22 protein-coding genes are annotated in these 25,443 nt (G+C 73.2%); 9 read left to right on the forward strand and 13 right to left on the reverse strand.

Annotation, left to right across the window (positions count from 1 at the left end; all coding sequences use genetic code 11):
- Nucleotides 1-76 precede the first annotated feature (76 nt).
- The 3 genes from ABZ818_RS08420 to ABZ818_RS08430 are packed head-to-tail and all read right to left on the reverse strand — an operon-like array spanning nt 77 to nt 2,457.
- Nucleotides 77-1,216, reverse strand: a complete 1,140-nt coding sequence (locus ABZ818_RS08420) for a winged helix DNA-binding domain-containing protein (protein ID WP_361412275.1) — start codon at nt 1,214-1,216, stop codon at nt 77-79.
- Between the two features lie 59 nt (nt 1,217-1,275).
- Nucleotides 1,276-1,776, reverse strand: a complete 501-nt coding sequence (locus tag ABZ818_RS08425; protein WP_361412277.1) for a TIGR03668 family PPOX class F420-dependent oxidoreductase — start codon at nt 1,774-1,776, stop codon at nt 1,276-1,278.
- A gap of 39 nt (nt 1,777-1,815) precedes the next feature.
- The gene (locus ABZ818_RS08430; RefSeq protein ID WP_361412279.1) at nt 1,816-2,457 is read right to left on the reverse strand and encodes a phosphoribosyltransferase family protein; all 642 of its coding nucleotides are present in this window, start codon (nt 2,455-2,457) and stop codon (nt 1,816-1,818) included.
- A gap of 152 nt (nt 2,458-2,609) precedes the next feature.
- Here ABZ818_RS08430 and ABZ818_RS08435 point away from each other — a divergent pair, with 152 nt between their 5' ends.
- Together ABZ818_RS08435 and ABZ818_RS08440 are read left to right on the forward strand one after the other, a co-directional pair.
- Nucleotides 2,610-2,912, forward strand: coding sequence for a DUF3040 domain-containing protein (locus ABZ818_RS08435; RefSeq protein WP_361412281.1), 303 nt, complete (start codon nt 2,610-2,612; stop codon nt 2,910-2,912).
- A gap of 168 nt (nt 2,913-3,080) precedes the next feature.
- Entirely contained in the window at nt 3,081-3,866 is a 786-nt protein-coding gene (locus ABZ818_RS08440) for a polysaccharide deacetylase family protein (RefSeq protein ID WP_361412283.1), read from the forward strand.
- A gap of 56 nt (nt 3,867-3,922) precedes the next feature.
- Here the strand turns inward: ABZ818_RS08440 and ABZ818_RS08445 are convergent, their stop codons facing one another.
- Nucleotides 3,923-4,414, reverse strand: a complete 492-nt coding sequence (locus tag ABZ818_RS08445; protein WP_361412285.1) for a GNAT family N-acetyltransferase — start codon at nt 4,412-4,414, stop codon at nt 3,923-3,925.
- Nucleotides 4,415-4,511: 97 nt separating this feature from the next.
- Here ABZ818_RS08445 and ABZ818_RS08450 point away from each other — a divergent pair, with 97 nt between their 5' ends.
- Entirely contained in the window at nt 4,512-4,952 is a 441-nt protein-coding gene (locus ABZ818_RS08450) for an SRPBCC family protein (protein WP_225078309.1), read from the forward strand.
- Between the two features lie 16 nt (nt 4,953-4,968).
- On the opposite strand, the gene ABZ818_RS08455 is transcribed toward ABZ818_RS08450, so the two are convergent.
- From ABZ818_RS08455 to ABZ818_RS08475, 5 genes are all read right to left on the reverse strand, one after another.
- Nucleotides 4,969-6,120 carry an XdhC/CoxI family protein gene (locus ABZ818_RS08455; RefSeq protein WP_361412287.1) on the reverse strand — a complete coding sequence of 384 codons (1,152 nt, stop codon included), beginning with the start codon at nt 6,118-6,120 and terminating at the stop codon, nt 4,969-4,971.
- A gap of 59 nt (nt 6,121-6,179) precedes the next feature.
- Nucleotides 6,180-7,637 (reverse strand): NCS2 family permease, encoded by a 1,458-nt coding sequence (locus ABZ818_RS08460; protein ID WP_361412289.1) that lies wholly within the window; start codon nt 7,635-7,637, stop codon nt 6,180-6,182.
- 154 nt (nt 7,638-7,791) lie between these two features.
- Entirely contained in the window at nt 7,792-10,212 is a 2,421-nt protein-coding gene (locus ABZ818_RS08465) for a molybdopterin cofactor-binding domain-containing protein (protein ID WP_361412291.1), read from the reverse strand.
- A 2-nt stretch (nt 10,213-10,214) separates the two neighbouring features.
- Entirely contained in the window at nt 10,215-10,787 is a 573-nt protein-coding gene (locus tag ABZ818_RS08470; protein ID WP_361412293.1) for a (2Fe-2S)-binding protein, read from the reverse strand.
- The gene (locus ABZ818_RS08475) at nt 10,787-11,677 is read right to left on the reverse strand and encodes a xanthine dehydrogenase family protein subunit M (RefSeq protein ID WP_361412295.1); all 891 of its coding nucleotides are present in this window, start codon (nt 11,675-11,677) and stop codon (nt 10,787-10,789) included. The genes ABZ818_RS08470 and ABZ818_RS08475 overlap by 1 nt, the downstream gene beginning before the upstream one ends.
- 345 nt (nt 11,678-12,022) lie before the next feature.
- On the opposite strand from ABZ818_RS08475, the gene ABZ818_RS08480 reads away from it, so the two are divergent.
- The 3 genes from ABZ818_RS08480 (at nt 12,023) to ABZ818_RS08490 (ending at nt 15,267) form a co-directional block, all read left to right on the forward strand.
- Nucleotides 12,023-13,696, forward strand: coding sequence for a PucR family transcriptional regulator ligand-binding domain-containing protein (locus ABZ818_RS08480; protein WP_361412297.1), 1,674 nt, complete (start codon nt 12,023-12,025; stop codon nt 13,694-13,696).
- A gap of 167 nt (nt 13,697-13,863) precedes the next feature.
- Entirely contained in the window at nt 13,864-14,637 is a 774-nt protein-coding gene (locus tag ABZ818_RS08485) for a hypothetical protein (RefSeq protein ID WP_361412299.1), read from the forward strand.
- A 129-nt stretch (nt 14,638-14,766) separates the two neighbouring features.
- Nucleotides 14,767-15,267 carry a DUF2231 domain-containing protein gene (locus tag ABZ818_RS08490; RefSeq protein ID WP_361412301.1) on the forward strand — a complete coding sequence of 167 codons (501 nt, stop codon included), beginning with the start codon at nt 14,767-14,769 and terminating at the stop codon, nt 15,265-15,267.
- 70 nt (nt 15,268-15,337) lie between these two features.
- Here ABZ818_RS08490 and ABZ818_RS08495 read toward each other — a convergent pair whose 3' ends face one another.
- Entirely contained in the window at nt 15,338-16,186 is an 849-nt protein-coding gene (locus ABZ818_RS08495) for a GntR family transcriptional regulator (protein ID WP_361412303.1), read from the reverse strand.
- 164 nt (nt 16,187-16,350) lie between these two features.
- Between ABZ818_RS08495 and ABZ818_RS08500 the strand changes: the two genes are divergently transcribed.
- Together ABZ818_RS08500 and ABZ818_RS08505 are read left to right on the forward strand one after the other, a co-directional pair.
- On the forward strand, nt 16,351-17,184 hold the full coding sequence (locus tag ABZ818_RS08500; protein WP_361412305.1) for a (2Fe-2S)-binding protein: 834 nt from the start codon (nt 16,351-16,353) through the stop codon (nt 17,182-17,184).
- Nucleotides 17,185-17,510: 326 nt separating this feature from the next.
- Nucleotides 17,511-18,548 carry a DUF2637 domain-containing protein gene (locus ABZ818_RS08505; protein WP_361412307.1) on the forward strand — a complete coding sequence of 346 codons (1,038 nt, stop codon included), beginning with the start codon at nt 17,511-17,513 and terminating at the stop codon, nt 18,546-18,548.
- A gap of 66 nt (nt 18,549-18,614) precedes the next feature.
- Here the strand turns inward: ABZ818_RS08505 and ABZ818_RS08510 are convergent, their stop codons facing one another.
- The 3 genes from ABZ818_RS08510 to ABZ818_RS08520 all read right to left on the reverse strand — a co-directional run bounded on the left by ABZ818_RS08510 (nt 18,615) and on the right by ABZ818_RS08520 (nt 23,985).
- Nucleotides 18,615-19,121, reverse strand: coding sequence for an ATP-binding protein (locus tag ABZ818_RS08510; RefSeq protein ID WP_361412309.1), 507 nt, complete (start codon nt 19,119-19,121; stop codon nt 18,615-18,617).
- A gap of 136 nt (nt 19,122-19,257) precedes the next feature.
- The gene (locus tag ABZ818_RS08515; RefSeq protein WP_361412311.1) at nt 19,258-21,000 is read right to left on the reverse strand and encodes a pyruvate dehydrogenase; all 1,743 of its coding nucleotides are present in this window, start codon (nt 20,998-21,000) and stop codon (nt 19,258-19,260) included.
- A gap of 66 nt (nt 21,001-21,066) precedes the next feature.
- Nucleotides 21,067-23,985: a protein phosphatase 2C domain-containing protein gene (locus ABZ818_RS08520; RefSeq protein WP_361412313.1), complete on the reverse strand. Its 2,919-nt coding sequence runs from the start codon at nt 23,983-23,985 to the stop codon at nt 21,067-21,069.
- Between the two features lie 459 nt (nt 23,986-24,444).
- On the opposite strand from ABZ818_RS08520, the gene ABZ818_RS08525 reads away from it, so the two are divergent.
- The gene (locus tag ABZ818_RS08525) at nt 24,445-25,434 is read left to right on the forward strand and encodes a helix-turn-helix domain-containing protein (RefSeq protein WP_361412315.1); all 990 of its coding nucleotides are present in this window, start codon (nt 24,445-24,447) and stop codon (nt 25,432-25,434) included.
- The last annotated feature ends 9 nt before the right edge of the window (nt 25,435-25,443 follow it).

The raw sequence follows: 25,443 nt of genomic DNA on the forward strand, positions 1-25,443 counted from the left end.
CCCCCTTTCCATGTCCCCCCATGACCCCCATGACCCCCATGACATCCGTGGTCCCGGCACCCCCACCGCCGGAGTCTCAGCGCCCTACGACGGTCCCGAACCGTATGTCGTACGACGCGCCCGGGTGCAGGGTGGTGAGCATGCGCTCGGCCTCGGCGGTCACGTCCTGCCGCTGGGCCCTGGTCAGCCGGCCGAAGGGCTCGACCACCAGCGTGTCGCCCTCCGGTTTCCACAGCCCCGCCAGGAAGCCGTCGACGAGGAGGGCGCGATGGACCTGGTTGCCCTGCGCATTGCGGCCCCGGTACCGCTCGGGCACCACGCGGGCGCGGTCGGCGTGGGCGAGGAGCAGGTTGTCGAACTCGGGCAGGAAGCGGGGCGGTGCCGGGGTGTCCGGGTCGGGGCGGGGAGCGTCCGGAAGGTCGAACAGCTCGGCGCCGGCGTCGTCCCGGAAGGTGACGAGCCGGGGGCGGAGGCGTTCGAAGACGGGGCGCAGCCGGGTCAGGCCCGCCCAGGTCTGCATGTCCCGGACGGAGGCCGGACCGAAGGCGGCGAGATAGCGCAGGACGGTGGCTTCCAGGGCGACGAGGCCCTCCCCTTCCGAGAGCCCTGGAGAGGAGCCCAGGGGCCGGCCGAGCCAGTGCTCGGCGGTGGTGAGGGCGACCTGTCCGCTTCTGTCCCACAGTCCGCGCGGGGTGACCTGCACCAACGGGAGCCGGCAGCGGGCGGCGATGCCGAGGGCCTGGGGGTCGGCGTCGGGCCACTGGGCGCCGAGGGCGGCGCGCAGTTGAGCCATCGTGCGCGGCTCGGCCTCGACGAGGTCGCGGACGAGCGCGGTGAGCCGGTCGAGGTCGACGCCGTCCAGGCCCTTGCGGAACTGGTTGAGTTCGCGCTCGCGGGCGCCCTGGACGAGCGGTCGCAGGGTGAGGCAGTCGTCGGCGGTGTGGGTGTGGATGGTCGAGCGCAGGGTGACGATGCGGACCACCTCGCGGCCGGCCATCAGCTCCGACAGCCGCTCCGGTGCGAAACCGTCGAGGCGGGCGGCGAGTGCGTAGTACGGCGGCTTGACGTTCTGCGCCTGAAGGCCCACCAGGTGCTCCACGGCAGCCTTCGCCGGCAGCGGCACGCGGCGCAGCAGCAACTGCCGGTCGAGAGTCGCCCGGTTGAGGGCGCGCACGCCCAGCACGGGGGCCGACACGGTGGTCGTCGTCTTCGTCATGTCCGCACGGTAGCGGCCCTTGAGGACAGTTTCTGTCCTCTTTCGCCTGTCCTCTCTCGTCAGGGTCCCGGCAGTCCGTCACCGGGGTCCTGGCCGCCGCGGCCGGCGGCGGGCGGTTCGGTGGCGTACCAGCCCGTCCAGTGGCGGACGGTGATCGCGATCACCGGTCCGTCCGGTGGGATCTCGCGGTACTGCGGGTACTTGCGCAGCAGCCGGGCGAGCGCGGTCCCGTACTGCACCACGGTCCGTTCGTCCTCCGCGTCGGGCGGCACGATCAGGGCGTCGCCGTCGGCGCGGGCCCACCACAGGCGGTTCCAGTCCTCGTCGTAGTCGTCGGCCAGCAGGGACACGAACCCGGTGGCCTCGATGTTTCGCAGGCGCCTGAGCCGGGTCGTGGTCTTCGGCTTGCGGTCGACGGCCGTCACGACGCCGTCCTCGCCGAGGGCGGCGAACACCGTGGGCACCAGGTGCGGGCGGCCGGCCGCGTCCACGGTGGCCAGCCTCGCCACCCGGGCGGCGAGGAACCGGCGGCGGGCCTCGCCGGGGTCCATGCGGGGCACGGGCGTGGCCTCCTCTCAGCCGTCCGTTCAGCCATCCGGTCAGCCGTCTGTCAGGGCCCGCAGCACCTCCTCGTCCGTCAACTGCTCGAAGTCGTCGTACCAGACGCCCACGGCGGTGAAGGTGGGCGGCTGGTGGAGGCAGATCAGTTCGTCGGCCTCGCCGCTCAGCGCGCGGACGGCGTCGGGTGCCCCGACGGGGACGGCGAGGACGGTGCGCGCGGGTGCGCCGCGCCGGACGTGCCTCAGCGCGGCGCGGGCGGTGGAACCGGTGGCCAGGCCGTCGTCGACGACGATCGCGGTGCGTCCGCGCAGGTCCGGGGCGGGACGGCCGTGGCGGTAGCGCCGGGCGCGGCGGCGCAGTTCGGCGCGTTCGCGCTCCACCGCCGGGGCGAGGTCCTCCTCGGTCAGGCCGAGCAGGTCCAGGGCCGTCTTGTCGAACAGCGGCGGGTCGTCCCCGGCGATCGCGCCGAGGCCGTACTCCTCCTGCGAGGGGGCGCCGATCTTGCGGACCACGACCACGTCCAGCGGGGCGTCCAGCGCCCGCGCGACCTCCTGGGCCACCGCGACGCCGCCGCGGGGCAGCGCCAGCACCACGGGGTCGGGCAGTGCACCCTCCTCGTACCGGGAGCGCAGCCGTTCGGCCAGTTGCCGGCCGGCCTGCGCACGGTCGCGGAACCTCATGGGCGTCCCTCCTTCCGCCCTGGTTGCCGGGTACCCCGCGGGGGTCCGGCCGACCACATCCCGCCGGCGCCGTCGGCCCGGCCGGTTAGGCCGAGGTGTGAGGGGCAGTCGGAGAGGACTCACGGCAGACCGGTTCCCCCGTAGGAGCAACAGTGTCGACAGGCCGACTCCCCGATCGCGAACAGCGGATCCTGAACGAGATAGAACGCGCCCTCAGCCGTGACCGCCGTCTGGTCCGGCGGCTGCGGTCGGCGCGCAGACCACCGGCCCTCTCCCGGGTGGCGTCCTACGCTCCTCGACTGTGGACCGTGGTGCTGCTGGTGGCGGCCTCCGCCGCCCTCCTGGCAGCCGGTGCGGTCACCTCGGAGCCGGGCGTGATCTGGGCGTTCGCGGCGGTGTGGCCGGTGGCGCTGTTCTCCGTACTGCGGCTGCTGTGCCGCCGGGCCGAGTCCTGACGCGCCGCCGAGAGGCCCGGATCCCCGCCGTGGCCGCCGTGGCCGCCGTGGCTGCCGTGGCTGCCGTGGCTGCCGTGGTGCCCCTCCGACCGGCCTAGGCCTGCACTTCGATCAGTTATTTCGACCCCGCTATACACTGCGTCTATACACGCTGCATATAGTCCCGGCATGCCTTGTGTGACCAGGAAGACGACGAAAACGGGGGCCCGGTTCCGGGCATTGACGGCACTGACGGCATGGGCGGCCGCGTGTCTCACGCTGGCCGGCTGCGCACGCGACGGCACGGCGCCTAGCGCGGCCCGCGCGCACCCCGCGGCGGGTGCGCCCGCCGCGTTCGGCACGGTGGACTGCCGTCACGCCAAGTGCGTCGCGCTGACCTTCGACGCGGGGCCGAGCGAGAACTCCGCCCGGCTGCTCGACATCCTCAAGGAGGAGCAGGTACCGGCGACCTTCTTCCTGCTCGGCGCCCGGCACATCGAGAAGTACCCGGAGTTGGTCGTCCGCATGGCCGCCGAGGGCCACGAGGTGGCGAACCACACCTGGGACCACCAGATCCTGACCCGGATACCGGCGGAGCGCGTACGCGAGGAGATACAGCGCCCGAACGAGGAGATAGAGCGGCTGACCGGGCAGAAGCCGACTCTGATGCGTCCGCCGCAGGGCCGCACCGACGACACCGTGCACCGGATCTGCAAGGAGCTGGGCATGTCCGAGGTCCTGTGGAGCGTGACCGCCAAGGACTACACCACGACCGATTCCGAGCTGATCACCCGACGCGTCCTCGACCAGACCTCCCGGGACGGGATCATCCTGCTGCACGACATCTACGCGGGTACGGTGCCCGCGGTTCCCGGGATCATCGACGCGCTGAAGGAGCGGGGGTACGTCTTCGTCACCGTGCCGCAGTTGCTGGCACCGGGCAGGGCGGAGCCGGGCAAGGTCTACCGGCCGTAGGACGACCCGCGAAATTGCTTCCCACCGGGCCGCGCTCTCCAGGCGCGCGGCCCGGTTCAGCCGCCGTCGGCAAGGCGGAGCCGGTAGCGCCTGCCCGGCCGCCCGCCGACGATCTCCTCACCCACCGCCCTGAACCCGGTGCGTGCGAGCACGGTCATGGAGGCCGCGTTGTCGAGGGTGGTGACCGCGGTGAGCCCGGTGAGCCGGTACGTCACGACGGCGAGCCGGCTCACCTCCCGCACGGCGGCCGTCGCCACGCCCCGGCCCGCGGCGCGCTCGCCGATCCTGTACCCGAGTTCGGCGCACCCGTCGGCGACGTCGACGAGGTTGACGCGGCCCATCAGTTCGCCCTGTTCGTCCACGACGACGTGGAAGTGACAGACGCCGGCGTCCTGTTCGGCGAGGAGAGCGCGGTGGCGGGCGGCGAATCCGGTGAAGTACGCGTCCCCCCGGTCCGGCACGGAGCGGGCGAAGTAACGACGGTTCTCCCGCTCGAAGGCCAGCAGCGCCTCCGCGTGGTCGAGGCGCAGCCGTTCCAGTATCACCATGATCGGGAGCATACGCGAAAGGACCGGGCGATGAGCCAACCGTGTGAGCGGGGGACGAACCCGTAAGGCGGGGCCACCGATTGCCTACGATCGTGGCGTGGTGAACTTCTCGCTCGAACGCACCGCGCCGCTCCCCCTCGACGAGGCGTGGCGGCGGATCACGCGGTGGTCGCGGCATGCCGACGCGGTGCCGCTGACTCGTATCAACGTGGTCACGTCCGCGCCGACCCGGGAGGGCACGGTGTTCGTGGCCCGTTCGGGGATCGGTCCCCTCGGCTTCGACGATCCGATGGAGGTCACCGTCTGGCGTCCGCCGGCCGACGGCGAGCCGGGGCTGTGCCGGGTGGAGAAGCGCGGCCGAGTGGTGCTGGGCTGGGCCGAGTTCGAGGTGCGGCCCGGCCCCGGGGGCCGTACGCGGGTGGTCTGGCGGGAGGAACTGCGGGTCCGCTTCCTGCCGGGCCTGTTCGACGAACCCCTACGCGGCGCGGCCCGGTCGGTGTTCGGACGCGCACTGAACCGGCTGCTCAGGCAGCCCTGAAAAAGCTGACACTCTGTCAGGCCACTGAGCCGATCCGCTCGGTGGCCTCGGGCACGCCGTCGTGGTGGATCGGGGTGTGCGCGCCGGTGAGGGACACGCCGCTGCCGCCGCGCCGGTCGGCGACGATCTCGGAGGCGATCGACAGGGCCGTCTCCTCGGGCGTACGGGCGCCGAGGTCGAGGCCGATCGGGGACCGCAGCCGCGCCAACTCCAGTTCCGTCAGGCCAACTTCGCGCAGCCGGCGGCTGCGGTCGAGGTGGGTGCGGCGGGAGCCCATGGCGCCGACGTAGGCCACCGGAAGGCGCAGCGCCAGCTTCAGCAGGGGAATGTCGAACTTGGCGTCGTGGGTCAGGACGCACAGCACCGTGCGGGCGTCGACCCCGGTGCGGGCAAGGTACTCGTGCGGCCACTCGACGACGATCTCGTCGGCCTCCGGGAACCGCGCCCGGGTGGCGAAGACGGGCCGGGCGTCGCACACGGTGACGTGGAAGCCCAGAAACTTGCCGACGCGCACCAGCGCCGAGGCGAAGTCGATCGCCCCGAAGACGATCATCCGGGGCGGCGGCACCGCGGACTCGACGAGGACCGTGAGCGGGGCGCCGCAGCGCGAGCCCCGCTCGCCGATCTCCAGGGTGCCGGTGCGCCCGGCGTCCAGGAAGGCGGACGCCTCGCCGACGACCGTGCGGTCCAGTTCCGGGTGGCCGCCGAGGCCGCCCTCCCAGGAGCCGTCCGGGCGGACCAGCAGTGCCCTGCCCAGCAGCCGGGCCGGACCGGACACGATCCGTGCCAGGGCCGCTGCCTCTCCGCGCGCGGCGGCGGCCAGCGCGGACGCGGCCACGGTACGGGCCGGGTCGGCGGCCCGTACCGGTGTGACGAGGATGTCGATGACGCCGCCGCAGGTCAGGCCTACGGCGAAGGCGTCCTCGTCGCTGTAGCCGAAGCGCTCCAGGACGGTTTCGCCGTCCTCCAGCGCCTGCCGGCACAGCGCGTACACGGCGCCCTCCACACAGCCGCCGGAGACGGAGCCGATGGCCGTGCCGTCGGCGTCGACCGCGAGGGCGGCACCCGGCCGGCGCGGTGCGCTGCCGCCGACGGCCACCACGGTGGCCACGGCGAAGTCGCGTCCCTGCGCGACCCACCGGTCCAGTTCCTCGGCGATGTCCAGCATCTGTCGGTCTCCTTGCGGCGGTCGTGGGGAGGGCGCGTCGGCGGCGGGTGGTGGCGCGGCTAACGCACGCCCAGCCAGCTTTCCAGGGGGTTGAGCGCGAAGTACACGAGGAAGACCGCGGTCAGGCCCCACATGAAGGCGCCGATCTCCCGGGCCCTGCCCTGGGCGGCCTTGATGGCGGTGTACGAGATGACGCCGGCCGCGACACCCGTGGTGATGGTGTACGTGAACGGCATCAGGACCACGGTGAGGAAGACCGGGATCGCGGTGGACCGGTCGGCCCAGTCCACGTGCCGGGCGTTCATCAGCATCATGGCCCCGATGACCACCAGCGCGGCGGCGGCGACCTCCTGCGGGACGATCGCGGTGAGCGGGGTGAAGAACAGGCAGGCCGCGAAGAACAGGCCGGTGACGACCGAGGCGAGGCCCGTGCGGGCGCCCTCGCCGACACCGGTCGCCGACTCGATGAACACGGTCTGCCCGGACCCGCCGGCCACACCGCCGATCGCTCCGCCCGCGCCGTCGATGAACAGCGCCTTGGACAGGCCGGGCATGCGGCCCTCGGCGTCGGCCAGCTTCGCCTCGGTGCCGACGCCGATGATGGTGGCCATCGCGTCGAAGAAGCCGGCCAGGACCAGAGTGAAGACGATCATGCCGACCGTCATCGCGCCGACCTGGCCCCAGCCGCCGAACTCGACGTGCCCGAAGAGCGAGAAGTCGGGCATCGACACCGCGCTGCCGTGCAGTACGGGCGCGCCGCCCGCCCAGGCGTCGGCCTTGATGACGCCCGCCCCGTTCAGGACGGCCGCCGCCACCGTGCCGCCGACGATGCCGACGAGGATGGCGCCGGGGACGTTGCGGGCCTGGAGCACGAAGATCAGCAGCAGGGTGCAGGCGAAGAGCAGCACCGGCCAGCCGGCGAGTTCGCCGGCCGGACCGAGGGTGACCGGAGTGGTCTTGCCCTGGTGCACGAAACCGGACTTGTAGAAGCCGATGAGCGCGATGAACAGGCCGATGCCGATGGTGATCCCGTGCTTGAGCGCCTGCGGGATGGCGTTCATGATCATCTCGCGTAGGCCGGTGACGACCAGCAGCATGATGACCACGCCGTAGACCACGCACATGCCCATCGCCTGGGGCCAGGTCATCTGCGGCGCGACCTGCGAGGACAGGACGCCGGAGACGGACAGGCCGGCGGCGAGCGCGAGCGGCACCCTGCCGACGAAGCCCATCAGCAGGGTGGTGAGGGCCGCGGCGAACGCGGTCGCGGTGATCAGGGCCTTCTGGCCGAGGGTGTCGCCGGCGGCGTCCTTGCCGGACAGGATCAGGGGGTTGAGGAGCAGGATGTACGCCATCGCCATGAAGGTGGTGACGCCGCCGCGCACTTCACGCGCGACCGTGGATCCCCGCCGGGATATGTGGAAGTAGCGGTCGAGCCAGGACCGGCCCGCCGGGACGCGGCTGCCCGCGCCCGCGTCCTCGGCGGTGGTCCTCGGCTCCACTGACTGCTGGGTCATGGGGCCATCTCCCAAGGTTCACAGGGACACCCGATGCCTTCGGCGGCATGCGGGATCTGGGAATGGACGACCCGGGGGACGGCCCGAGACGAACAGTTGGGGTCCCCGGGGGGCGAACACCCCCCGGGGGTTCATCGGTTCGGACGCCGTGCGCTCACATGCCGGTGAGGTGTTCCGGCCGGACCGGCGTGCGGTTCAGCTCCAGCCCCGTCGCGTTGCGGATCGCCGCCAGGACGGCGGGTGTGGACGACAGGGTGGGGGCCTCGCCGACGCCGCGCAGCCCGTACGGCGCGTGGTCGTCGGCGAGTTCGAGCACGTCGACGGGGATGGTCGGCGTGTCGAGGATGGTGGGGATGAGGTAGTCCGTGAAGGACGGGTTGCGCACCTTCGCCGTCTTCGGGTCGACGACGATCTCCTCCATGACCGCCACGCCCAGGCCCTGGGTGGTGCCGCCCTGGATCTGGCCGACGACGGACAGCGGGTTGAGCGCCTTGCCGACGTCCTGGGCGCAGGCCAGCTCGATCACCTTCACCAGGCCGAGATCGGTGTCCACCTCGACGACCGCGCGGTGCGCGGCGAAGGAGTACTGCACATGGCCGTTGCCCTGGCCGGTGCGCAGGTCGAAGGGTTCGGTCGGCCGGTGCCGCCACTCCTCCTCCACCTCGACGGCCTCGTTCTCGAGGACGTCCACCAGGTCGGCGAGGGCCTCGCCGCCGTCGGTGACGACCTTGCCGCCCTCCAGGAGGAGTTCGGCGGTGGCCCAGGCCGGGTGGAAGGAGCCGAACTTGCGGCGCCCGATCTCCAGGACCTTCTCGCGCACGAGCTCGCAGGCGTTCTTGACGGCGCCGCCGGTGACGTACGTCTGCCGGGAGGCGGACGTCGAACCGGCGCTGCCCACCTGGGTGTCGGCCGGGTGGATGGTCACCTGCGTGACGCCCAGCTCGGTGCGGGCGATCTGCGCGTGGACGGTGACGCCGCCCTGGCCGACCTCCGCCATCGCGGTGTGCACGGTGGCGACCGGCTCGCCGCCGACGACCTCCATGCGGACCTTGGCGGTGGAGTAGTCGTCGAAGCCCTCGGAGAAGCCGACGTTCTTGATGCCGACCGCGTAGCCCACCCCGCGTACGACGCCTTCGCCGTGCGTGGTGTTGGACAGGCCCCCGGGCAGCTGCCGGACGTCGGCGCCCTCGGAGCTCTCCCACTGGCGCTCCGGCGGCATCGGCATCGCCTTGACGCGGCGCAGGAGTTCGGCGACCGGGGCCGGGGAGTCGACCGGCTGCCCGGTCGGCATGATCGTGCCCTGGGACATGGCGTTCAGCTGCCGGAACTCCACCCGGTCCATGCCGACGGCGTCGGCGAGCTTGTCCATCTGCGCCTCGTAGGCGAAGCACGCCTGGACCGCGCCGAAGCCGCGCATGGCGCCGCAGGGCGGGTTGTTGGTGTAGAGGGCGATGGCTTCGATGTCGACGTCGTCGACCTCGTAGGGGCCGATGCCGAGCGAGGCGGCGTTGCCGACGACCGCCGGGGAGGCGGAGGCGTACGCGCCGCCGTCCAGCACGATCCGGCACCTGACGTGGGTGAGCTTGCCGTCCTTGGTGGCCCCGTGCTCGTAGTACAGCTTGGCCGGGTGGCGGTGGACGTGTCCGAAGAAGGACTCGAACCGGTTGTAGACGATCTTGACTGGCTTGCCGGTGCGCAGCGCCAGCAGGCAGGCGTGGATCTGCATCGACAGGTCCTCGCGCCCGCCGAAGGCACCGCCGACGCCGGCCAGCGTCATCCGGACCTTCTCCGGCGGCAGGCCGAGCACCGGCGCGATCTGGCGCAGGTCGCTGTGCAGCCACTGGGTGGCGATGTAGAGGTGGACGCCGCCGTCCTCCTCGGGCACGGCGAGCCCGGACTCGGGACCGAGGAAGGCCTGGTCCTGCATGCCGAAGTGGTACTCGCCCCTGACGACGAAGTCGGCTCTCCTCGCGGCCTCTTCGGCGTCGCCGCGGACGATCGGCTGGCGGTGGACGATGTTGGGGTGCGAAACGTGGGCCGCGTGGTGGTCGGTGCGGCTCTCGTGGACGAGGACGGCGTCGGGTGCGGTCGCGGAGGCCTCGTCGGTGATCACCGGCAGTTCCCGGTACTCCACCTTGATCTTGGCGGCGGCGCGGCGGGCGGTCTCCGGGTGGTCGGCGGCGACGACGGCGACGGGCTCGCCGTGGTGGCGGACCTTGCCGTGGGCCAGGACCGGGGTGTCCTGGATCTCCAGGCCGTAGTTCTTCACCTCGGTGGGCAGGTCGTCGTACGTCATCACGGCGTACACGCCCGGCATGGCGAGGGCCTCGGCGGTGTCGATCGAGACGATCTCGGCGTGCGCAACCGTGGAGCGCAGGATCTGGCCCCAGAGCATGTCCTCGTGCCACATGTCGGAGGAGTACGCGAACTCGCCGGTGACCTTGAGGATGCCGTCGGGGCGGAGGGTGGACTCGCCGATGCCGCCCCTGGTCTGCGAGCCCTGGGTGACTTTGGTGGGAGCGCCGGTGGGGGTACCACCCTGCTCGAACGTAGCGGATAGCTTGGGGGCCGTCATGCTCAGACTCCCTCGGACTGCCGGGCGGCCGCCAGGCGGACCGCGTCCATGATCTTCTCGTAGCCCGTGCAGCGGCACAGGTTGCCCGACAGGGCCTCGCGGATGTCCGCGTCGGTCGGGTTGGGGTTGCGCTCCAGCATCTCGTCGGCGGCGACCAGCAGGCCCGGGGTGCAGAATCCGCACTGGACGGCGCCCGCGTCGATGAACGCCTGCTGGACCGGCGAGAGTTCGCCCTCCACGCCGGTCTGCGCTCCGGGGCCCCGCGGCTGCCACCGCTGCGCGTCCTCCAGCGCCGTACCGCAGGCGCCCGTGCCGCAGGACCGCTGTCTGGCGTAGTCCGCCAGGCCCTCGACGGTCACGACCTCGCGCCCCTCGACCTGCCCGGCGGCGACCAGGCAGGAGCACACCGGCACGCCGTCCAGGCGCACCGTGCAGGAGCCGCACTCGCCCTGCTCGCAGGCGTTCTTGGAGCCGGGCAGCCCCAGGCGCTCGCGCAGGACGTACAGCAGGGACTCGCCCTCCCAGACGTCGTCGGCCTGCTGGGGGCGTCCGTTGACGGTGAAGTTGACGCGCATCACGCGGCTCCCTCGTTCGTTCGGCGGGCGCCGCGGTACGACTCCCAGGTCCAGGTGAGCGTCCGGCGGGCCATGACGCCCACCGCGTGGCGGCGATAGCCCGCAGTGCCCCGGACGTCGTCGATCGGGTTGCAGGCGGCGGAGCACAACTGCGCGAACTGCTGGGCGACGGAGGGGGTGATGATCTCCCCGCTGTCCCAGAAGCCGCCCTCGTCGAGCGCCGCGTTCAGGAACTCCTCGGCGGCCCTGGCCCGGATGGGCGTGGGCGCGGCCGAGCCGATGCCGGTGCGCACCGTACGGGTCTCCGGGTGCAGGGCGAGGCCGAAGGCGCACACGGCGATGACCATGGCGTTGCGGGTGCCGACCTTGGAGAACTGCTGCGGTCCGTCGGCCTTCTCGACGTGGACGGCGCGGATCAGCTCGTCGGGCTCCAGGGCGTTGCGCTTGACGCCGGTGTAGAAGGCGTCGATCGGGATGCGGCGGGAGCCGCGGACCGACTCCACCTCGACCTCCGCGCCGGCCGCCAGCAGGGCGGGGTGGGCGTCGCCGGCCGGGGAGGCGGTGCCGAGGTTGCCGCCGACGCCGCCTCGGTTGCGGATCTGCGGGGAGGCCACCGTGTGCGAGGCGAGGGCCAGGCCCGGCAGCTCGGCCCGCAGGTTCTCCATGATCTTCGAGTACGGAACGGAGGCGCCGAGCCGCACGGCGTCCTCGCCGACCTCCCACTCGTAGAGGTCTGGGACGCGGGTCAGGTCGAGGAGGTACTCGGGCCGTCGGTGGTCGAAGTTGATCTCGACCATCACGTCGGTGCCACCCGCAATCGGCACAGCGGAGGGGTGCTCGGCCTTCGCGGCGAGCGCCTCCTCCCAGCTGGCGGGGCGAAGGAAGTCCATGACCGGCTCTCTTCTTCCGTCTCGTGAGTCGTACAGATTGAGCCAATCCGTGTGCGGCGGGCCCGGCTCGTTCCTGTCCCTTTTACGCGGAGTGGAGTCAGTACACCGCTGACCGCTCCGGCTCGGTCAGTCACCGAAAACATGAAGGGTTTGGCTGGTCGGCGCGGGCATCTTGTAGATTCGTATGAACCGAGGTCATCAGGAACCTCTTCGGTTCCCCTGGAAACAGAGGCGGCCGAGGGGACGCGGACTCACCTCTTGGCAGAGCTGCTGCCCGGCCGCGCGGCCGGGCCCTCGCCACTTGACCCATCGTAGTTTTCGAGACACAGAACGGCGGCGACGAGAATGCGGCTGCGCGCACTGCTGGACACCGATGCGCTGGGCCTGAAGCTGCTCGGCGGGGAGGACGAGCTGGACCGCACCGTCCGGGGTGTCATGACCACCGACCTGCGCGACCCCAGCCGCTACCTCTCCGGCGGTGAGCTGGTGCTGTCGGGGCTCGCCTGGCGCCGGGACGCCGCCGACTCCGAGCCGTTCGTGCGGATCCTGGTGCGGGCCGGGGTGGCCGCCCTGGCGGCCGGCGAGGCCGAGCTGGGGCCCGTGCCCGACGACCTCGTGGTGGCCTGCGCCCGGCACCGGCTGCCGCTGTTCGCGGTGAACGAGTCGGTGGCGTTCGCGACGATCACCGAGCACGTGGTGCGGCAGGTGTCCGGCGAGCGCGCCGGTGACCTGGCGGCCGTGGTGGAGCGGCACCGCAGGATGATGACGGCCGGCCCGGCGGGCGGCGGCCCGGACGTGGTGCTGGACCTGCTGGGCTCCGACCTGGACCTGCGGGCCTGGCTGCTCTCCCCCACCGGCCGGCTGATCGCCGGGCCCAAGGTGGGGGGCCCGGCGCTGCCCGCCGACGCGTGCGCCCGGCTCGCCGCCGAACACCTGGCGGCCGCCCGCACCGGCCGGCCCGGCCCGCACCGGGTGGCGCTGGGCCCGACGACGTACTCCCTGTTCCCCATCCGCGGCGGCGGCCGCTCCCCGCAGGCCGCGCGGGACGCGCGCGAGACGGTGCTGTCGGACTGGCTGCTGGCCGTGGAGGCGGACGCGGGCGAGTGGCCCGAGGAGCGGCTGGATCTGCTCCAGGGCGTCACCCAGCTGATCGCGGTCGAACGGGACCGCCGGGACGCGGCCCGCACGGTGCGCAGGCGGCTGGCCCAGGAGGTGCTTGAGCTGGTGCAGAGCGGCGCGCCGCCCGCGGAGATCGCCGCGCGGCTGAGGGTCGCCGCGCCGGTGCTGCTGCCCGGCCTCGGGGCGGCCCCGCACTGGCAGGTGATCGTGGCCCGCGTCGAGTGGGACGACGGGCGGAGCGAGGGCGGGCCGATCGCCCAGTCGCTGCTGGAGGAGATCCTCGTCGACCCCCACAGCACCGGTCCCGAGCCCTCCGACCGGATAGCAGTCGCCCACACGGGCGACGAGGCGGTCGCGCTGGTGCCGCTCCCGGCCGTCTCGGCCGAGCACGACGGCTCCGAGACCGGGATGCTCGCCGACGCGCTGCTGGAGGCCGTACGCGACCCGTTGTCGGCCGGTCTCGACGGCGACGGCCGGCTCACCCTGGGCGTCAGCGCGGCCGTGCACTCGGCCGAGGGGCTGCGTGGGGCGCTGGAGGAGGCCCGGCACGCCCGGCGGGTCGCGGCGGCGCGCTCCGGACGCGTCTGCGCGGCCGGGCACCAGGAGCTGGCCTCCCACGTCCTGCTGCTGCCCTTCGTCCCGGACGACGTGCGCCGCGCCTTCACCGCGCGGCTGCTGGACCCGCTGCGGGACTACGACCGCCGGCACCGCGCCGAGCTGATCCCCACTCTGGAGGCCTTCCTCGACTGCGACGGCTCCTGGACCCGCTGCGCCACCCGGCTCCACCTGCACGTCAACACGCTGCGCTACCGGGTCGGGCGTATCGAGCAGTTGACGGGCCGTGACCTGTCCCGCCTCGAGGACAAGCTGGACTTCTTCCTGGCGCTGCGCATGAGTTGAGGCCGTGGCGGACGATCAAGGCACGCCACCTGCGGCCTCCTCCGTCCCACGACTTTGTGAAATTTTTCACCCATCCTCTTGGCCGGGCCACGGATTTCGTGCTGAGATGCCGCAACCACTCAAGGCTCGATGGCGTGCTCGGGGAGGGCAACGTGGCGCATACCGCCATGTCTGGTAACGGAACGACCCCTGGTGACGATCCACTCCAGACCGCGGTATGGCGGCTGCGCTCACGCGCGTGCTGGGCCGACGCGGCAGCGCTGCTCCAATCGGCCACCGCGGCCGCGGCGCTGCAGAGAACCACGCTGCTGGTCGAACGCTGCCTCTACACCGAGGCGGGCTGGGAGGAAGCCGAGGACGCGCTGCGCACCGCCGAGGCGCTGGCCCACACCGACGAGGAGCGGGGCGCCGCCGCTTGTGAACGCGGGTACCTTGCCTACGCGGCCACGCTGCACGGCGTACGGGACCGGGCGGACGAGGCCCGGTCGGCACTCGGCCGGGCCGCGGCGCTGATCCCGCCCGGGGTGCCGGGGCGGGCCCTGCTGGACTTCCGGCGCGGACTGATCGCCGAGAACCTCACCCGCTCCCCGCAGGCCGCGCACGCCGCGTACCGGCGCGCGCACGCGGGCGCGATCGCCCACGCCGATCCGCTGCTGCTCTCCTTCACCTGGCGCCATCTGGCCGGACTGGCGATGCGGGACGGCGAGTTGGCCGAGGCCCGGAACGGGTTCGCCGAGTCGCTGCGGATCCGCGAGGAACTGGGCTACCTCGTCGGCACCGCGCCGGCCCTGGTCTCCCTGGCCGACGCGGAGACCGAACCGGAGGCGTCGCGCCTGCGCGAGGAGGCACGCCGGCTGTTCCGGCTGCTGGGGGGCGTGCCGACCTGGCTGGCACAGCAGTTGAGCCCGGCACCCCCGGCACCGGGCGCGGCCACGGCCTGAGAGACCCACGAGGCGACTGCTCCTCAGAGGAACCTGAGAGGTTGCTGTGCCAGGCTGACCAGCCCCGACGCGCGGACTGCCGACGGTGTCCGCGCGCACCCCCCACGGTCGCTCCGGAGGATCGCCCCGATGAGCCTGGTCAACGGACTTCCCGCGCATGTGCTGCTGGTCCACGCAGTCGTCGTCCTGGTTCCCCTCAGCGCCCTGGCGCTCGTGCTCTGCGCGCTGTGGCCGCACGCCGCCCGGCGCCTCGGTCCCGTGCTGCCACTGCTCGCCCTGGTCACGCTGGTGAGCGTGCCGCTGACCACTCAGGCCGGGGAGTGGCTGGAACGCCATGTGAGCGGCGACGCGCTGGTGCGCCGGCACGCGGAGCTGGGTGACGGACTGCTCCCGTGGGCTCTCGGCCTGTTCGTGCTGGCGGCCGGCGTCTGGTGGATGTCCCGCCGGACGCCCGCACCGGACGGGGGGACGCGCGCGGGCTCGGTGCTCCGGGTCGCCGCGGTCGCCCTGTCCGTGGTGGTGGCCGCGGGTGCGGTCGTCGACGTGTACCGGATCGGCGACTCGGGCGCGAAGGCCGCCTGGCACGACGCCTACTCGAAGACGGCCACGCAGCCGGGCGGCGACGACTGACGGGCGGAACGCCGCCACCACGTGTCACCGCGCGCCGGCCCGACCCGGCCCGCACCGTATGACCGCCCGCTCAGTCCGCTCCCGCGAAGTGTTCGGCGACCAGGGCGCGTACCACGTCGACGTCCCGGGCGATGAGGGCGTCCAGGAGGGCCGTGTGCTCGGCCGCGTCGGCGACGAGGTCGGCGCGGGCGGGGCGCGCGGAGCCGCCGACGAGCGGCCACTGGGCGCGGCGGTGCAGGTCCTCGGCGATCTGGACGAGCTGGTCGTTCCCGGAGAGGGACAGCACCGCACGGTGGAAGGCGCGGTCGGCCTCGGCGTAGGTCGCCCGGCACCCGGAGGCAGCGGCCCGCACGGTGGCCTCGGCGAGCGGGCGCAGTTCGGCCCAGCGCTCGACGGGCACGCGGCGGGCCAGCCGCAGCATCACCGGCACCTCCAGCAGGGCCCGCACCTCGGCCAGTTCGGCGAGCTCGCGGTCGCCGCGCTCGATCACCCGGAAGCCGCGGTTGGGCACGACCTCCACGGCGCCCTCCAGCGTGAGCTGCTGCATCGCCTCGCGCACGGGGGTCGCGGAGACCCCGAACCGCTCGCCGAGCGCGGGCGCCGAGTAGACCTCGCCGGGTTTCAGCTCCCCCGCCACCAGGGCGGTACGCAGGGCCTGCAGGATCTGGCCGCGCACGGAGGAGCGCCGTACGAGGGGCCGGGGGTGCGGGACGGGCGGTTCGCCGTGCGTGTGCTCGCCGCGGACGCCCGTCCGGGGGAGGTCCGCGGCGGCGGGGGCCTCCTGGTCCCGCCGCGGCTCCCCGGCTTCCTGCTCCCGCCGCAGGTCCGCGACCTGCGGCTGGCGCGGCACGCGAGGCACGGCGCCCCGGCCGGCCCCGGGGGTCCGGGTGCCGGTGGAGTCCTGTGCGCCCTGCTTCACGGTTCTCCTCCGGGCTCGCGATGCTTGGGGTACTTGGGGTCATTACGGCGGCTTGTCGCTCTGCCGTCAAGCACCTTAGGCGCTGTAGGCCAAGGCTTCACATTCCGATCAACTGAAGTAAGGTAAGCCTTACCTACAGTCGAACGTGAAAACGGTGGTCCGGCATGCCTGTGCCCTCTTCGGCCGTAGCGGACGCCTACGCCCGCCTCACCGGGGTCTTCCCCGGACTCACGGTGACGGAGGCGGGCCCCGGCGAGAGTGTCCCGGACGGTGGCGGCTGGACCTCGGCCGCCTCCCTCGCGGCGGGCGGCAGCGGCCTGGACGCGTTCCTGGCCTGGGACGACGCCCAGGTGCTGCGGGACTACGGCACGCCCGCACGCCCGGACGTCGTGGCGAGCTTCGGACTGCACCGCTACGCCTGGCCCGCCTGCCTGCTGTTCACCGTGCCCTGGTTCCTGCACCGCCGGGTGCCCCGCCTCCCCGTGACCCACGTCTCCTACGACCGCTCCGCCGGCCGCATGGCCGTACGCCCCGCCGCCTTCGCCTGCCTGCCGGGCGACCCGGCGGCCGCACTGCCCGGCGCGTGCGTCGTACGCGACAAGGAGGCGCTGCGGGCCGAACTCCGCTCGGCCGTCGCCGAGCACCTGGAGCCGGTACTGGCCGGATTCGGCCCCCGTATGCGGCGGCGCGGGCGCGCCCTGTGGGGCATGGCGACCGACGAGGTCGTCGAGGGACTCTGGTACGTCGCCCATCTGCTCGGCGAACAGGAGCGGGCGGTGCGCGAACTGGAGCTGCTGCTGCCGGGGGCGACCCGGCCGTACGTCGGCTCCGCGGCCTTCCGGGAACTGACGGGGCCCGACGGCGAGTCCCTGCCCACCCGCGACCGGGCCAGCTGCTGCATGTTCTACACCGTCCGCCCCGAGGACCTCTGCGTCACGTGCCCGCGCACCCCCGACGCGGACCGGATCGCCAAACTGACCGCCACGGCGGCGGGCTGAGCTACCGTCACATCGGGCCGAACCGTCCCGGCGGTCCGCTGCACCCCCCGCGGTCGCGTAAGATCACTCGCGACTGGGACACCCACAAGGTCACAGGTGATTCACAAATCCCTCACCTGTCGCGGGAACTTTCCGCGGAACCACCAGTATGGGTAGTCTTATTCGAACTCAACTCCCGCCCCTCAAGCGGCAGTTCGAGCAGAACGCCGCCCCGGGCATCCCCTTGCACCTCCTTGGCGGCCTCTTGCCCCGAAACCCCCTGAGGGCCGACGGGATTGGGCCACTATGGCGGGCGTTACGCCCTATCCCAATGCAAGGGACCCCAGATGAGACTGACCGACATATCGCTGAACTGGCTGCTTCCGGGCGCCGTGCTGCTCCTGGGCGTGCTGGCGGCGGTTGCGGTGATCGCGCGCGGCAAGCGCTCCTCCGGGGAGAACGCGAGCGCGGACGACTCGTGGGAGCGCAGCGAGGAGCGCCGCAGGCGCAAGGAGGCCATCTACGGCACGGCCTCCTACGCTCTGCTGTTCTGCTGTGCGGCGGTCGCCGCCGCACTCTCCTTCCACGGCCTGGTCGGCTTCGGCGAGCAGAACCTCGGCCTGTCCGACGGCTGGCAGTACCTGGTGCCGTTCGGCCTGGACGGCGCGGCGATGTTCTGCTCCGTGCTCGCGGTGCGCGAAGCCAGCCACGGTGACGCGGCGCTCGGCTCCCGGATACTCGTGTGGCTGTTCGCCGCCGCCGCGGCCTGGTTCAACTGGGTGCACGCGCCCAGGGGCATCGACCACGCGGGTGCGCCGCACTTCTTCGCGGGCATGTCCCTCTCCGCCGCGGTCCTGTTCGACCGCGCGCTGAAGCAGACCCGCCGGGCCGCCCTGCGCGAGCAGGGTCTCGTGCCGCGCCCGCTGCCGCAGATCCGCATAGTCCGCTGGGTGCGGGCGCCGCGCGAGACCTACAAGGCCTGGTCGCTGATGCTCCTGGAGGGCGTGCGGAGCCTGGACGAGGCGGTCGACGAGGTGCGCGAGGACGAGCGCCAGAAGGCGGAGAGCCGGCGGCAGCGTCGCGATCAGGAGCGCATGGAGCGGGCGCAGTTGAAGGCGCTCAGCCGGGGCCACCGCGGCTTCATCGGCCGGGGCGGCCGGCAGGTCGAGCAGCAGGCCCTGGAGCGCGGCTCCACGCAGGTCACCGCGGAGCCTGCCATAGCGGCGGCGGAGCTTCCCGTACGCGCGCGTCCGTCCCTCCAGCCCGTCCGCAAGGGGTCCGAGAGTTCCACCCTCGACCTCACCGCGGAGGACGACACAATGGCCCTGCCGCGCCTCGACTCCCTGGAGCGCAAGCTCAAGGACCTGGAGCAGCAGTTCGGCTAGGAACGACTCGATTGGACCGGTGAACGGGTTGGGGGGCGCGGCCTGCGGGCCGCGCCCCCCAACCGTTCACGCGGCGTCCGCGCCCAGTTCGAACCAGACGGACTTTCCGACCCCGTGCATGCACACGCCCCAGGCGTCCGCGAGGGACTGCACCAGGACCAGGCCCCGGCCGCCGGTGCCGTCGCCCGTCCCCGGTGTCCGGGGTCTGGGCCGCCGGGCCACGAAGTCCCGCACCTCCACGCGCAGTCCGCGCGGTGACACGGTGGCTGTCAGGATCGCGTCGTCGTCGGTGTGGACGAGCGCGTTGGTGACCAGTTCGCTGGTGAGCAGTTCCGCGACCTCCGACGTGCCGGGCCTGCCCCAGTGGCGCAGCAGCGCGCGCAGCGCCCGCCGTGCCTCGGGCACCGCCTTGAGGTCGGCCCGCCCCAGCCTGCGTCTGAGCTGCGGCGGGACCGGCCGTCCCGGGAGGCCGTCCGCCTCTCCGCCCGCCGGTCTCTGCGTGTGTTCCTCCGTCGTCCGAGCCGAGGAGGCCCCGACCGTCGCGGGACCGCCCCCTCGTGCCTGCCTCTTCATGTCCCCCGTCCGCGTGCCGATGTCGGTTCCCCTCCGGTTCGAACACGTCCACGGAGATCCATGCCCCGTCGGGCGTGGGCCAGTCATGCGGAATGGCCCACGCCCAATTGTCCGGCGCTCCCCTGTCCCGACGGGCTTACGGCCGGGGCACGTTGCGCAGGTTGGAGCGCGCCATCTGCACCATCCGGCCGACGCCTCCGTCCAGCACCATCTTCGAGGCGGACAGCGCGAACCCGGTCACCATCTCGGCCTTGATCTTCGGCGGGATCGACAGGGCGTTGGGGTCGGTGACGACGTCCACGAGGGCGGGACCCTTGTGGCTGAAGGCCTCCTTCAGGGCGCCGGCGAGGTGCCGGGGCTTCTCCACCCGGATGCCGTGGGCGCCGCAGGCTCGGGCGACGGCGGCGAAGTCGGGGTTCTTCATGGCCGTCCCGTAGGCGGGCAGGCCCGCGACCATCATCTCCAGCTCCACCATGCCCAGCGAGGAGTTGTCGAACAGGACCACCTTCACCGGCAGGTCGTACTGCACCAGGGTCAGGAAGTCGCCCATCAGCATGGCGAAGCCGCCGTCCCCCGACATGGACACCACCTGGCGGCCGCGGTCGGTGAACTGCGCGCCGATCGCCATCGGCAGCGCGTTGGCCATCGAGCCGTGCGAGAAGGAACCGATGATGCGGCGGCGCCCGTTGGGCGAGATGTAGCGGGCGCCCCAGACGTTGCACATGCCCGTGTCGATGGTGAACACGGCGTCGTCGTCGGCCACTTCGTCCAGGACGGCGGCCACGTACTCGGGGTGGATCGGGACGTGCTTGTCCACCTTCCTCGTGTACGCCTTGACGACCCCCTCCAGGGCGTCCGCGTGCTTCTTGAGCATCCGGTCCAGGAAGCGCCGGTCCATCTTGTCCCGCACCCGCGGCACGAGACAGCGCAGGGTCTCCTTCACATCGCCCCACACCGCGAGGTCGAGCCTGGAGCGGCGGCCGAGGTTCTCGGGCCGGACGTCGATCTGGGCGATCTTCACATCGGTGGGCAGGAAGGCGTTGTACGGGAAGTCGGTGCCGAGCAGGATCAGCAGGTCGCACTCGTGGGTGGCCTCGTAGGCGGCGCCGTAGCCGAGCAGTCCGCTCATGCCGACGTCGTACGGGTTGTCGTACTGGATGAACTCCTTGCCGCGCAGCGCGTGCCCGACCGGGGACTTGATCCGCTCGGCGAACTCCATCACCTCGGCGTGCGCGCCCGCCGTGCCGCTGCCGCAGAACAGGGTGACCTTGTCGGCCTCGTCGATCATCTCGACGAGCCGGTCGATCTCGGCGTCGCCGGGCCGGACGGTGGGCCGGGAGGTGACGATGGCGGTCTCGGCGGCCCTCTCTGGCGCGGGCTCGGCGGCGATGTCGCCGGGCAGCGACACCACGCTGACGCCGCTGCGGCCCACCGCGTTCTGGATGGCCGTCTGGAGCAGCCGGGGCATCTGCTTCGGGTTGGAGATCAGTTCGCTGTAGTGGCTGCACTCGGCGAACAGCCGGTCGGGGTGGGTCTCCTGGAAGTACCCGAGGCCGATCTCGCCGGAGGGGATGTGCGAGGCGAGCGCGAGGACCGGGGCCATGGAGCGGTGGGCGTCGTACAGGCCGTTGACGAGGTGCAGGTTGCCGGGACCGCAGGAGCCGGCGCAGGCCGTCAGACGGCCCGTGATCTGGGCCTCGGCGCCGGCCGCGAAGGCGGCGGTCTCCTCGTGGCGGACGTGGATCCAGTCGATGGCGGCGTTGCGGCGGACCGCGTCGACGACCGGATTGAGGCTGTCCCCGACCACGCCGTACAGGCGTTTGACGCCGGCGCGGACGAGGATGTCGACGAACTGCTCTGCGAGGCTCTGCTTGGCCATGGCGCTCGGGCTCCCCTTCGGTCTGCCGCGGACCCCTCCGCCTCCATGAAGGCACAGCCCCGGCGCTCACGCCTCCCACACGGCGGCGGCCGTACGGTCATCCGCGTAGCCCTTGACCCGCACCTGGGCGTCCGCCAGGAACGCGGCGAGGCCGGGTGGGTCGGGTTCGGACCACCGTCGCGCGAGGTGGGCGCACAGCTCGGGCTCGCCGCGCAGCGGGTCGGTCAGACCGGCGGTGCACATCAGGAGCGCGTCACCCGGTTGGGCCACGGACGCGCGGAAGCGGAAGGGTTCGCGGGGCGGTTCCGGGGCCGGGTCGTACGGGTTCGGCGGGACGGTGATGCCGAGGTCCATGGTGAGCCGGTCGCCGTCCGGGGGCTCAGGCGGCGGCGAGCCGAAGCCGACCAGGGGGTGGCCGGGCGTCTCGGCGACACCGGGTTCGATGTCCTGCCACTCGCCCTCGCGCAGCCGGAACAGGCCGCCGGCGCCGACGCCGAAGAAGACCCGGACGCGGCAGTCGGGGTCGGCGGGCAGGAGCAGGCAGCGCAGGGTGGCCGTGTACTGCTCCGGGTCGACGCCCTGTTCGGCGGCGCTGGCGCGGAGTCTGCCGAGGCTGCGGTCGGTGAGGCGGTGCAGCCCCGACTTCAGGTCGCCGCGCCGGGCCGCGCGGATGTCCTCGGCCAGCCGTGCGTGGCTGCGCCCCACGGCCTCGGCGATCCACTGGCACACCTCGTCGGCCGCGCGGTGCGCGCCCGGGGTGGCGCGGGCGCCGGTCGCCATCGCGACCAGCACCAGCGCCTGATCCCCGGCGCCGAAGCGTGCGGTGAGCAGCGCGTCGCGCCGCGGCTCGCCCCGGTACCGTGCGGAGTCCCCCCGGATCGACACCGCGCGTAGCGTGCACGCCCCGTAGGCGGCCCCGTCCAGCACGGTGTCCGGCACCGCGACGTCCAGCCCGTCCGGCTCGGCCACGGGCAACGCGGTGGGCTCGGCCGCGTAGGTGGGCGGCCGGGAGCCGACATACCCGACAGGAACGCCGCCGCCCCGGACACGCGGTGCGGCGTACGCCGCGGAGGCGGGCGGTGCGACATGCGCCTCCCCGGCGCCCGGTGCGTCGTACGTCTCCGCCTCCGCGCTGCCCGATGCGGCTTGCGCCTCCTCGGCGGACGGTGCGGCATGCGCCTCCCCGGCGGACGGTGCGGCATGCGCCTCCCCGGCGGACGGTGCGGCATGCGCCTCCCCGGCGGACGGTGCGGCATGCGCCTCCCCGGCGGCCGGACCGGCCTCCGCTTCCGCGCCGCCCGATTCGGCTTGCGCCTCCACAGCGGGCGGTGCGGCATGCGCCTCCCCGGCGCCCGATACGGAGTCCGCCTTACCGGCGGCCGGCGCGTCGCACGCCTCCCTGGCGGCCGGTGCGTCGTACGCCTCCGCGCCAGACGGTGCGGCGTACGCCTCCACACCAGGCGGTGCGGCGTACGCCTCCCCGGCAGCCGGTGGCTCGTACGCCTCGCCAGCGCCCACCTCACGTCCGGAGCCGCCCACGGCTCCGACAGATGGAGGCTCCGGCGGCGAAGGAACCGCAGAAGGCGGCGGGGGTGCGGAGGAACGCGGAGAAGCGAACGGAGGTGGAGGGGCGGACGGACGTGGAGGGACGGACCGAGGTGGAGGGGCGGACGGAGGTGCGGAAGGGGGCGAGGGCGTGGACGGGGGCGGAGAAGCGGGTGCGGGCGCGGACGGAGGCGAAGAAGGTGACGGGGGCGCGGGAGGAGGCGGGGGCGTGGACGGAAGCCGCCTCGCGGCGGGGCCGGCCGGGTCAGCGGCGTCCCTGGGCGAGGGACCGCCCGAGCCGGAGCCGGTACCGGCCCAGCGGGTCGACTCGGCGGAGCCCGACGACCAGCCGTCGCCCGTCCCCTCGGAGGAGACGGGAGGCTGAGCCGGCTTCACCGGCGCGGAACCCCAAGCCGCCCCCGCGGCGGGCCCCTCAGCTGGCGCGGACGACCGAGATGGCCGCCCAGGCTCCCCCGGCCCGGAACTCCAAGCGCCCCCCGCAGACGGCCCCTCGGCCGGAGAGGGCGTCCCAGGCAACCGCTCGGACTCCCCCGGCCCGGAGCCCCAAGCAACCCCCGAAACCGGCGCGGGCGGCTGAGACGGCCGCTCCGGCGTCCCCATCCCGGAATCCCGGTCAGCCCCCGAAACCGGCGCGGGCGGCTGAGACGGCCGCTCCGGCGTCCCCATCCCGGAATCCCGGTCAGCCCCCGAAGCCGCCCCCTCCGCCGGTACGGACGACCGAGGCGACCGCTCAGACTCCACCGACCCAGAACCCCGGTCAGCCCCCGAAGCCGGTCCCTCAGCCCGTGCGGACGACCGAGGCGACCGCCCAGGCTCCACCGGCCCAGAACTCCAAGCATCCCCCGCAGACGGCCCCTCGGCCGGTGCGGGCGGCTGAGATGGCCGCTCCGGCGTCCCCATCCCGGAATCCCGGTCAGCCCCCAAAGCCGCCCCCTCCGCCGGTGCGGACGACCGAGGCGACCGCCCGGGCTCCACCGGACCGGAGCCCCAAGCAACCCCCGAAGCCGGTGCGGGCGGCTGAGACGGTCGCTCCGGCGTCTCCGTGCCGGGATCCCGGTCGACCTCCACAGCCGTCCCCTCGGCGGGAGAGGCGGACCAAGGCGACCGCTCCGACTCCACCGGACCGGAGCCCCGTGCAACCCCCGAAGCCGGCTCCGCCGGTTCGGAGCCCCGGTCGGCCGCCGACGCCGTGTCCTCGGGGGTGCTGCGCCACCAGTCCGGGGCCGGGTCCGGTGAGTGTGGGATGGGTGGGGGTGCGCCCCCGGAGGGGCCGCCGACCGTTCCGGACGCCGAGGCGAAGCGGTCGTCCAGGGAATCGGAAACCCCGGCCGCGGAGCCGGTGTCCCCGGCGGAGTCGTCGTACAACTGCCCCCACCAGTCGTCCTCTTGACCGGTGGGCCTTCCCCCCTGCTGGCTCATGCCGCCAATTGTCCACCGCAGGGGCCCGGTGGGAACGGGGCATCGGCAAATCCGGCGGACCGAACCGCCCCGCGGCGCGACGAAGTCGCCGGACGGCTCCACCCCCCACGGAGGAGCCGCCCGGCAACACCCGGGTGATCCTGGTCCGGATCACGGTCCGGTCGGCCGAAACACCGCCGTCCGGAACACCCCGACGCGGCCCGCGGTGCCCGGCCCGGACGCCGCGGGCCAGGGCCGCCAGTTGCACCGGCCACCCGCACGGGGTGCGTATCCGTGCAGGCCACGCCCATGGCTGGACACCGGGCACCCATCGGTGCTTCGGTGGCGCCACCTTGTCAGAGTGACCGGCGGTACAGCGATGATGTGCCGCGGCGGTTTTGCGCCGTGGCTGTTTCCCGCCACCGCCGACGCGCCGCGGAACGTGATGCCGGGGATCTGAAAGGGGAGGGACAGCAGCTGATGCTGGCAGCGATAGGTCTGGACGAGACGCACGAGGCGGCGTACCGGGCCCTGGTGTCCGTGGGCGCCGCCGAAGTGCCCGATCTCGCACGGCGGCTGATGCTCGGCGAGCGGGACACCGAGCACGTCCTGCGCCGCCTGGAGCGGCACGGACTCGCGGCCCAGTCCTCGGCCCGGCCCGGCCGCTGGGTGGCCGCGCCGCCCGGGGTCGCGCTGGGCGCACTGCTCACCCAGCACCGCCACGAGCTGGAGCGGGCGGAACTGGCCGCCGCGCTGCTCGCCGAGGAGTACCGGGCGGCGGCCTCCGAGCCCGCGGTGCACGACCTGGTCGAGGTGGTCACCGGCGCCCCCGCGGTCGCCCAGCGCTTCCTCCAGCTCCAGCTCGGGGCGAGCGAGGAGGTGTGCGCGCTGGTCACGGGCAACCCGATCGCCGTCTCCTCGATGGAGAACCACGCCGAGGAGCAGGCGGCCGCCCGCGGGGTCCGCTACCGGGTGGTGCTCGAACGCGCCGTGCTGGACAAGCCGAACGGCGTCACGGAGCTGACCGCCGCGCTCGGCCGCGACGAACAGGTGCGGGTCGTCGAGACCGTGCCGACCAAACTGGTCGTCGCCGACCGGACGCTCGCCATGGTGCCGCTCACGTCGCACACCCCGGAGCCCACCGCGCTGGTCGTGCACGCCAGCGGCCTGCTGGAGCTGCTGTACGAGCTGTTCGAGTCGGTGTGGCGGGAGGCGCTGCCGCTGCGGCTCGGGGCGTCCGGCGTGACCGAGGAGGGCCGGCACGGCCCCGACGCCATCGACCTGGAGGTGCTGTCGCTGCTGCTGGCCGGTCTGACGGACGCGAGCGTCGCCAAGCAACTCGACCTGGGTCTGCGGACCGTGCAGCGCCGGGTGAAGCGGCTGATGGAGCTGACCGGGGTGAGCACCCGGCTGCAACTGGGCTGGCACGCCTACGAACGGGGCTGGGTGGCCCGCGAGCGGCACGGCTGACCGCGCCGG

Source organism: Streptomyces sp. NPDC047453 (assembly GCF_040643155.1).
In the GTDB taxonomy this organism is placed as follows: Bacteria; Actinomycetota; Actinomycetes; order Streptomycetales; family Streptomycetaceae; genus Streptomyces.

What these genes read in the sequence shown, in the direction of transcription:
- ABZ818_RS08480 (WP_361412297.1), top strand. Translation starts at nt 12,023, where the DNA reads ATGCGGCTGCGCGCACTGCTGGACACCGATGCGCTGGGCCTGAAGCTG.
- ABZ818_RS08465 (WP_361412291.1), bottom strand. Translation starts at nt 10,212, where the DNA reads ATGACGGCCCCCAAGCTATCCGCTACGTTCGAGCAGGGTGGTACCCCC.
- ABZ818_RS08485 (WP_361412299.1), top strand. Translation starts at nt 13,864, where the DNA reads ATGTCTGGTAACGGAACGACCCCTGGTGACGATCCACTCCAGACCGCG.
- ABZ818_RS08500 (WP_361412305.1), top strand. Translation starts at nt 16,351, where the DNA reads ATGCCTGTGCCCTCTTCGGCCGTAGCGGACGCCTACGCCCGCCTCACC.
- ABZ818_RS08475 (WP_361412295.1), bottom strand. Translation starts at nt 11,677, where the DNA reads ATGGACTTCCTTCGCCCCGCCAGCTGGGAGGAGGCGCTCGCCGCGAAG.
- ABZ818_RS08460 (WP_361412289.1), bottom strand. Translation starts at nt 7,637, where the DNA reads ATGACCCAGCAGTCAGTGGAGCCGAGGACCACCGCCGAGGACGCGGGC.
- ABZ818_RS08420 (WP_361412275.1), bottom strand. Translation starts at nt 1,216, where the DNA reads ATGACGAAGACGACGACCACCGTGTCGGCCCCCGTGCTGGGCGTGCGC.
- ABZ818_RS08505 (WP_361412307.1), top strand. Translation starts at nt 17,511, where the DNA reads ATGAGACTGACCGACATATCGCTGAACTGGCTGCTTCCGGGCGCCGTG.
- ABZ818_RS08525 (WP_361412315.1), top strand. Translation starts at nt 24,445, where the DNA reads ATGCTGGCAGCGATAGGTCTGGACGAGACGCACGAGGCGGCGTACCGG.
- ABZ818_RS08490 (WP_361412301.1), top strand. Translation starts at nt 14,767, where the DNA reads ATGAGCCTGGTCAACGGACTTCCCGCGCATGTGCTGCTGGTCCACGCA.
- ABZ818_RS08455 (WP_361412287.1), bottom strand. Translation starts at nt 6,120, where the DNA reads ATGCTGGACATCGCCGAGGAACTGGACCGGTGGGTCGCGCAGGGACGC.
- ABZ818_RS08520 (WP_361412313.1), bottom strand. Translation starts at nt 23,985, where the DNA reads ATGAGCCAGCAGGGGGGAAGGCCCACCGGTCAAGAGGACGACTGGTGG.
- ABZ818_RS08440 (WP_361412283.1), top strand. Translation starts at nt 3,081, where the DNA reads ATGCCTTGTGTGACCAGGAAGACGACGAAAACGGGGGCCCGGTTCCGG.
- ABZ818_RS08470 (WP_361412293.1), bottom strand. Translation starts at nt 10,787, where the DNA reads ATGCGCGTCAACTTCACCGTCAACGGACGCCCCCAGCAGGCCGACGAC.
- ABZ818_RS08510 (WP_361412309.1), bottom strand. Translation starts at nt 19,121, where the DNA reads ATGAAGAGGCAGGCACGAGGGGGCGGTCCCGCGACGGTCGGGGCCTCC.
- ABZ818_RS08445 (WP_361412285.1), bottom strand. Translation starts at nt 4,414, where the DNA reads ATGGTGATACTGGAACGGCTGCGCCTCGACCACGCGGAGGCGCTGCTG.
- ABZ818_RS08430 (WP_361412279.1), bottom strand. Translation starts at nt 2,457, where the DNA reads ATGAGGTTCCGCGACCGTGCGCAGGCCGGCCGGCAACTGGCCGAACGG.
- ABZ818_RS08515 (WP_361412311.1), bottom strand. Translation starts at nt 21,000, where the DNA reads ATGGCCAAGCAGAGCCTCGCAGAGCAGTTCGTCGACATCCTCGTCCGC.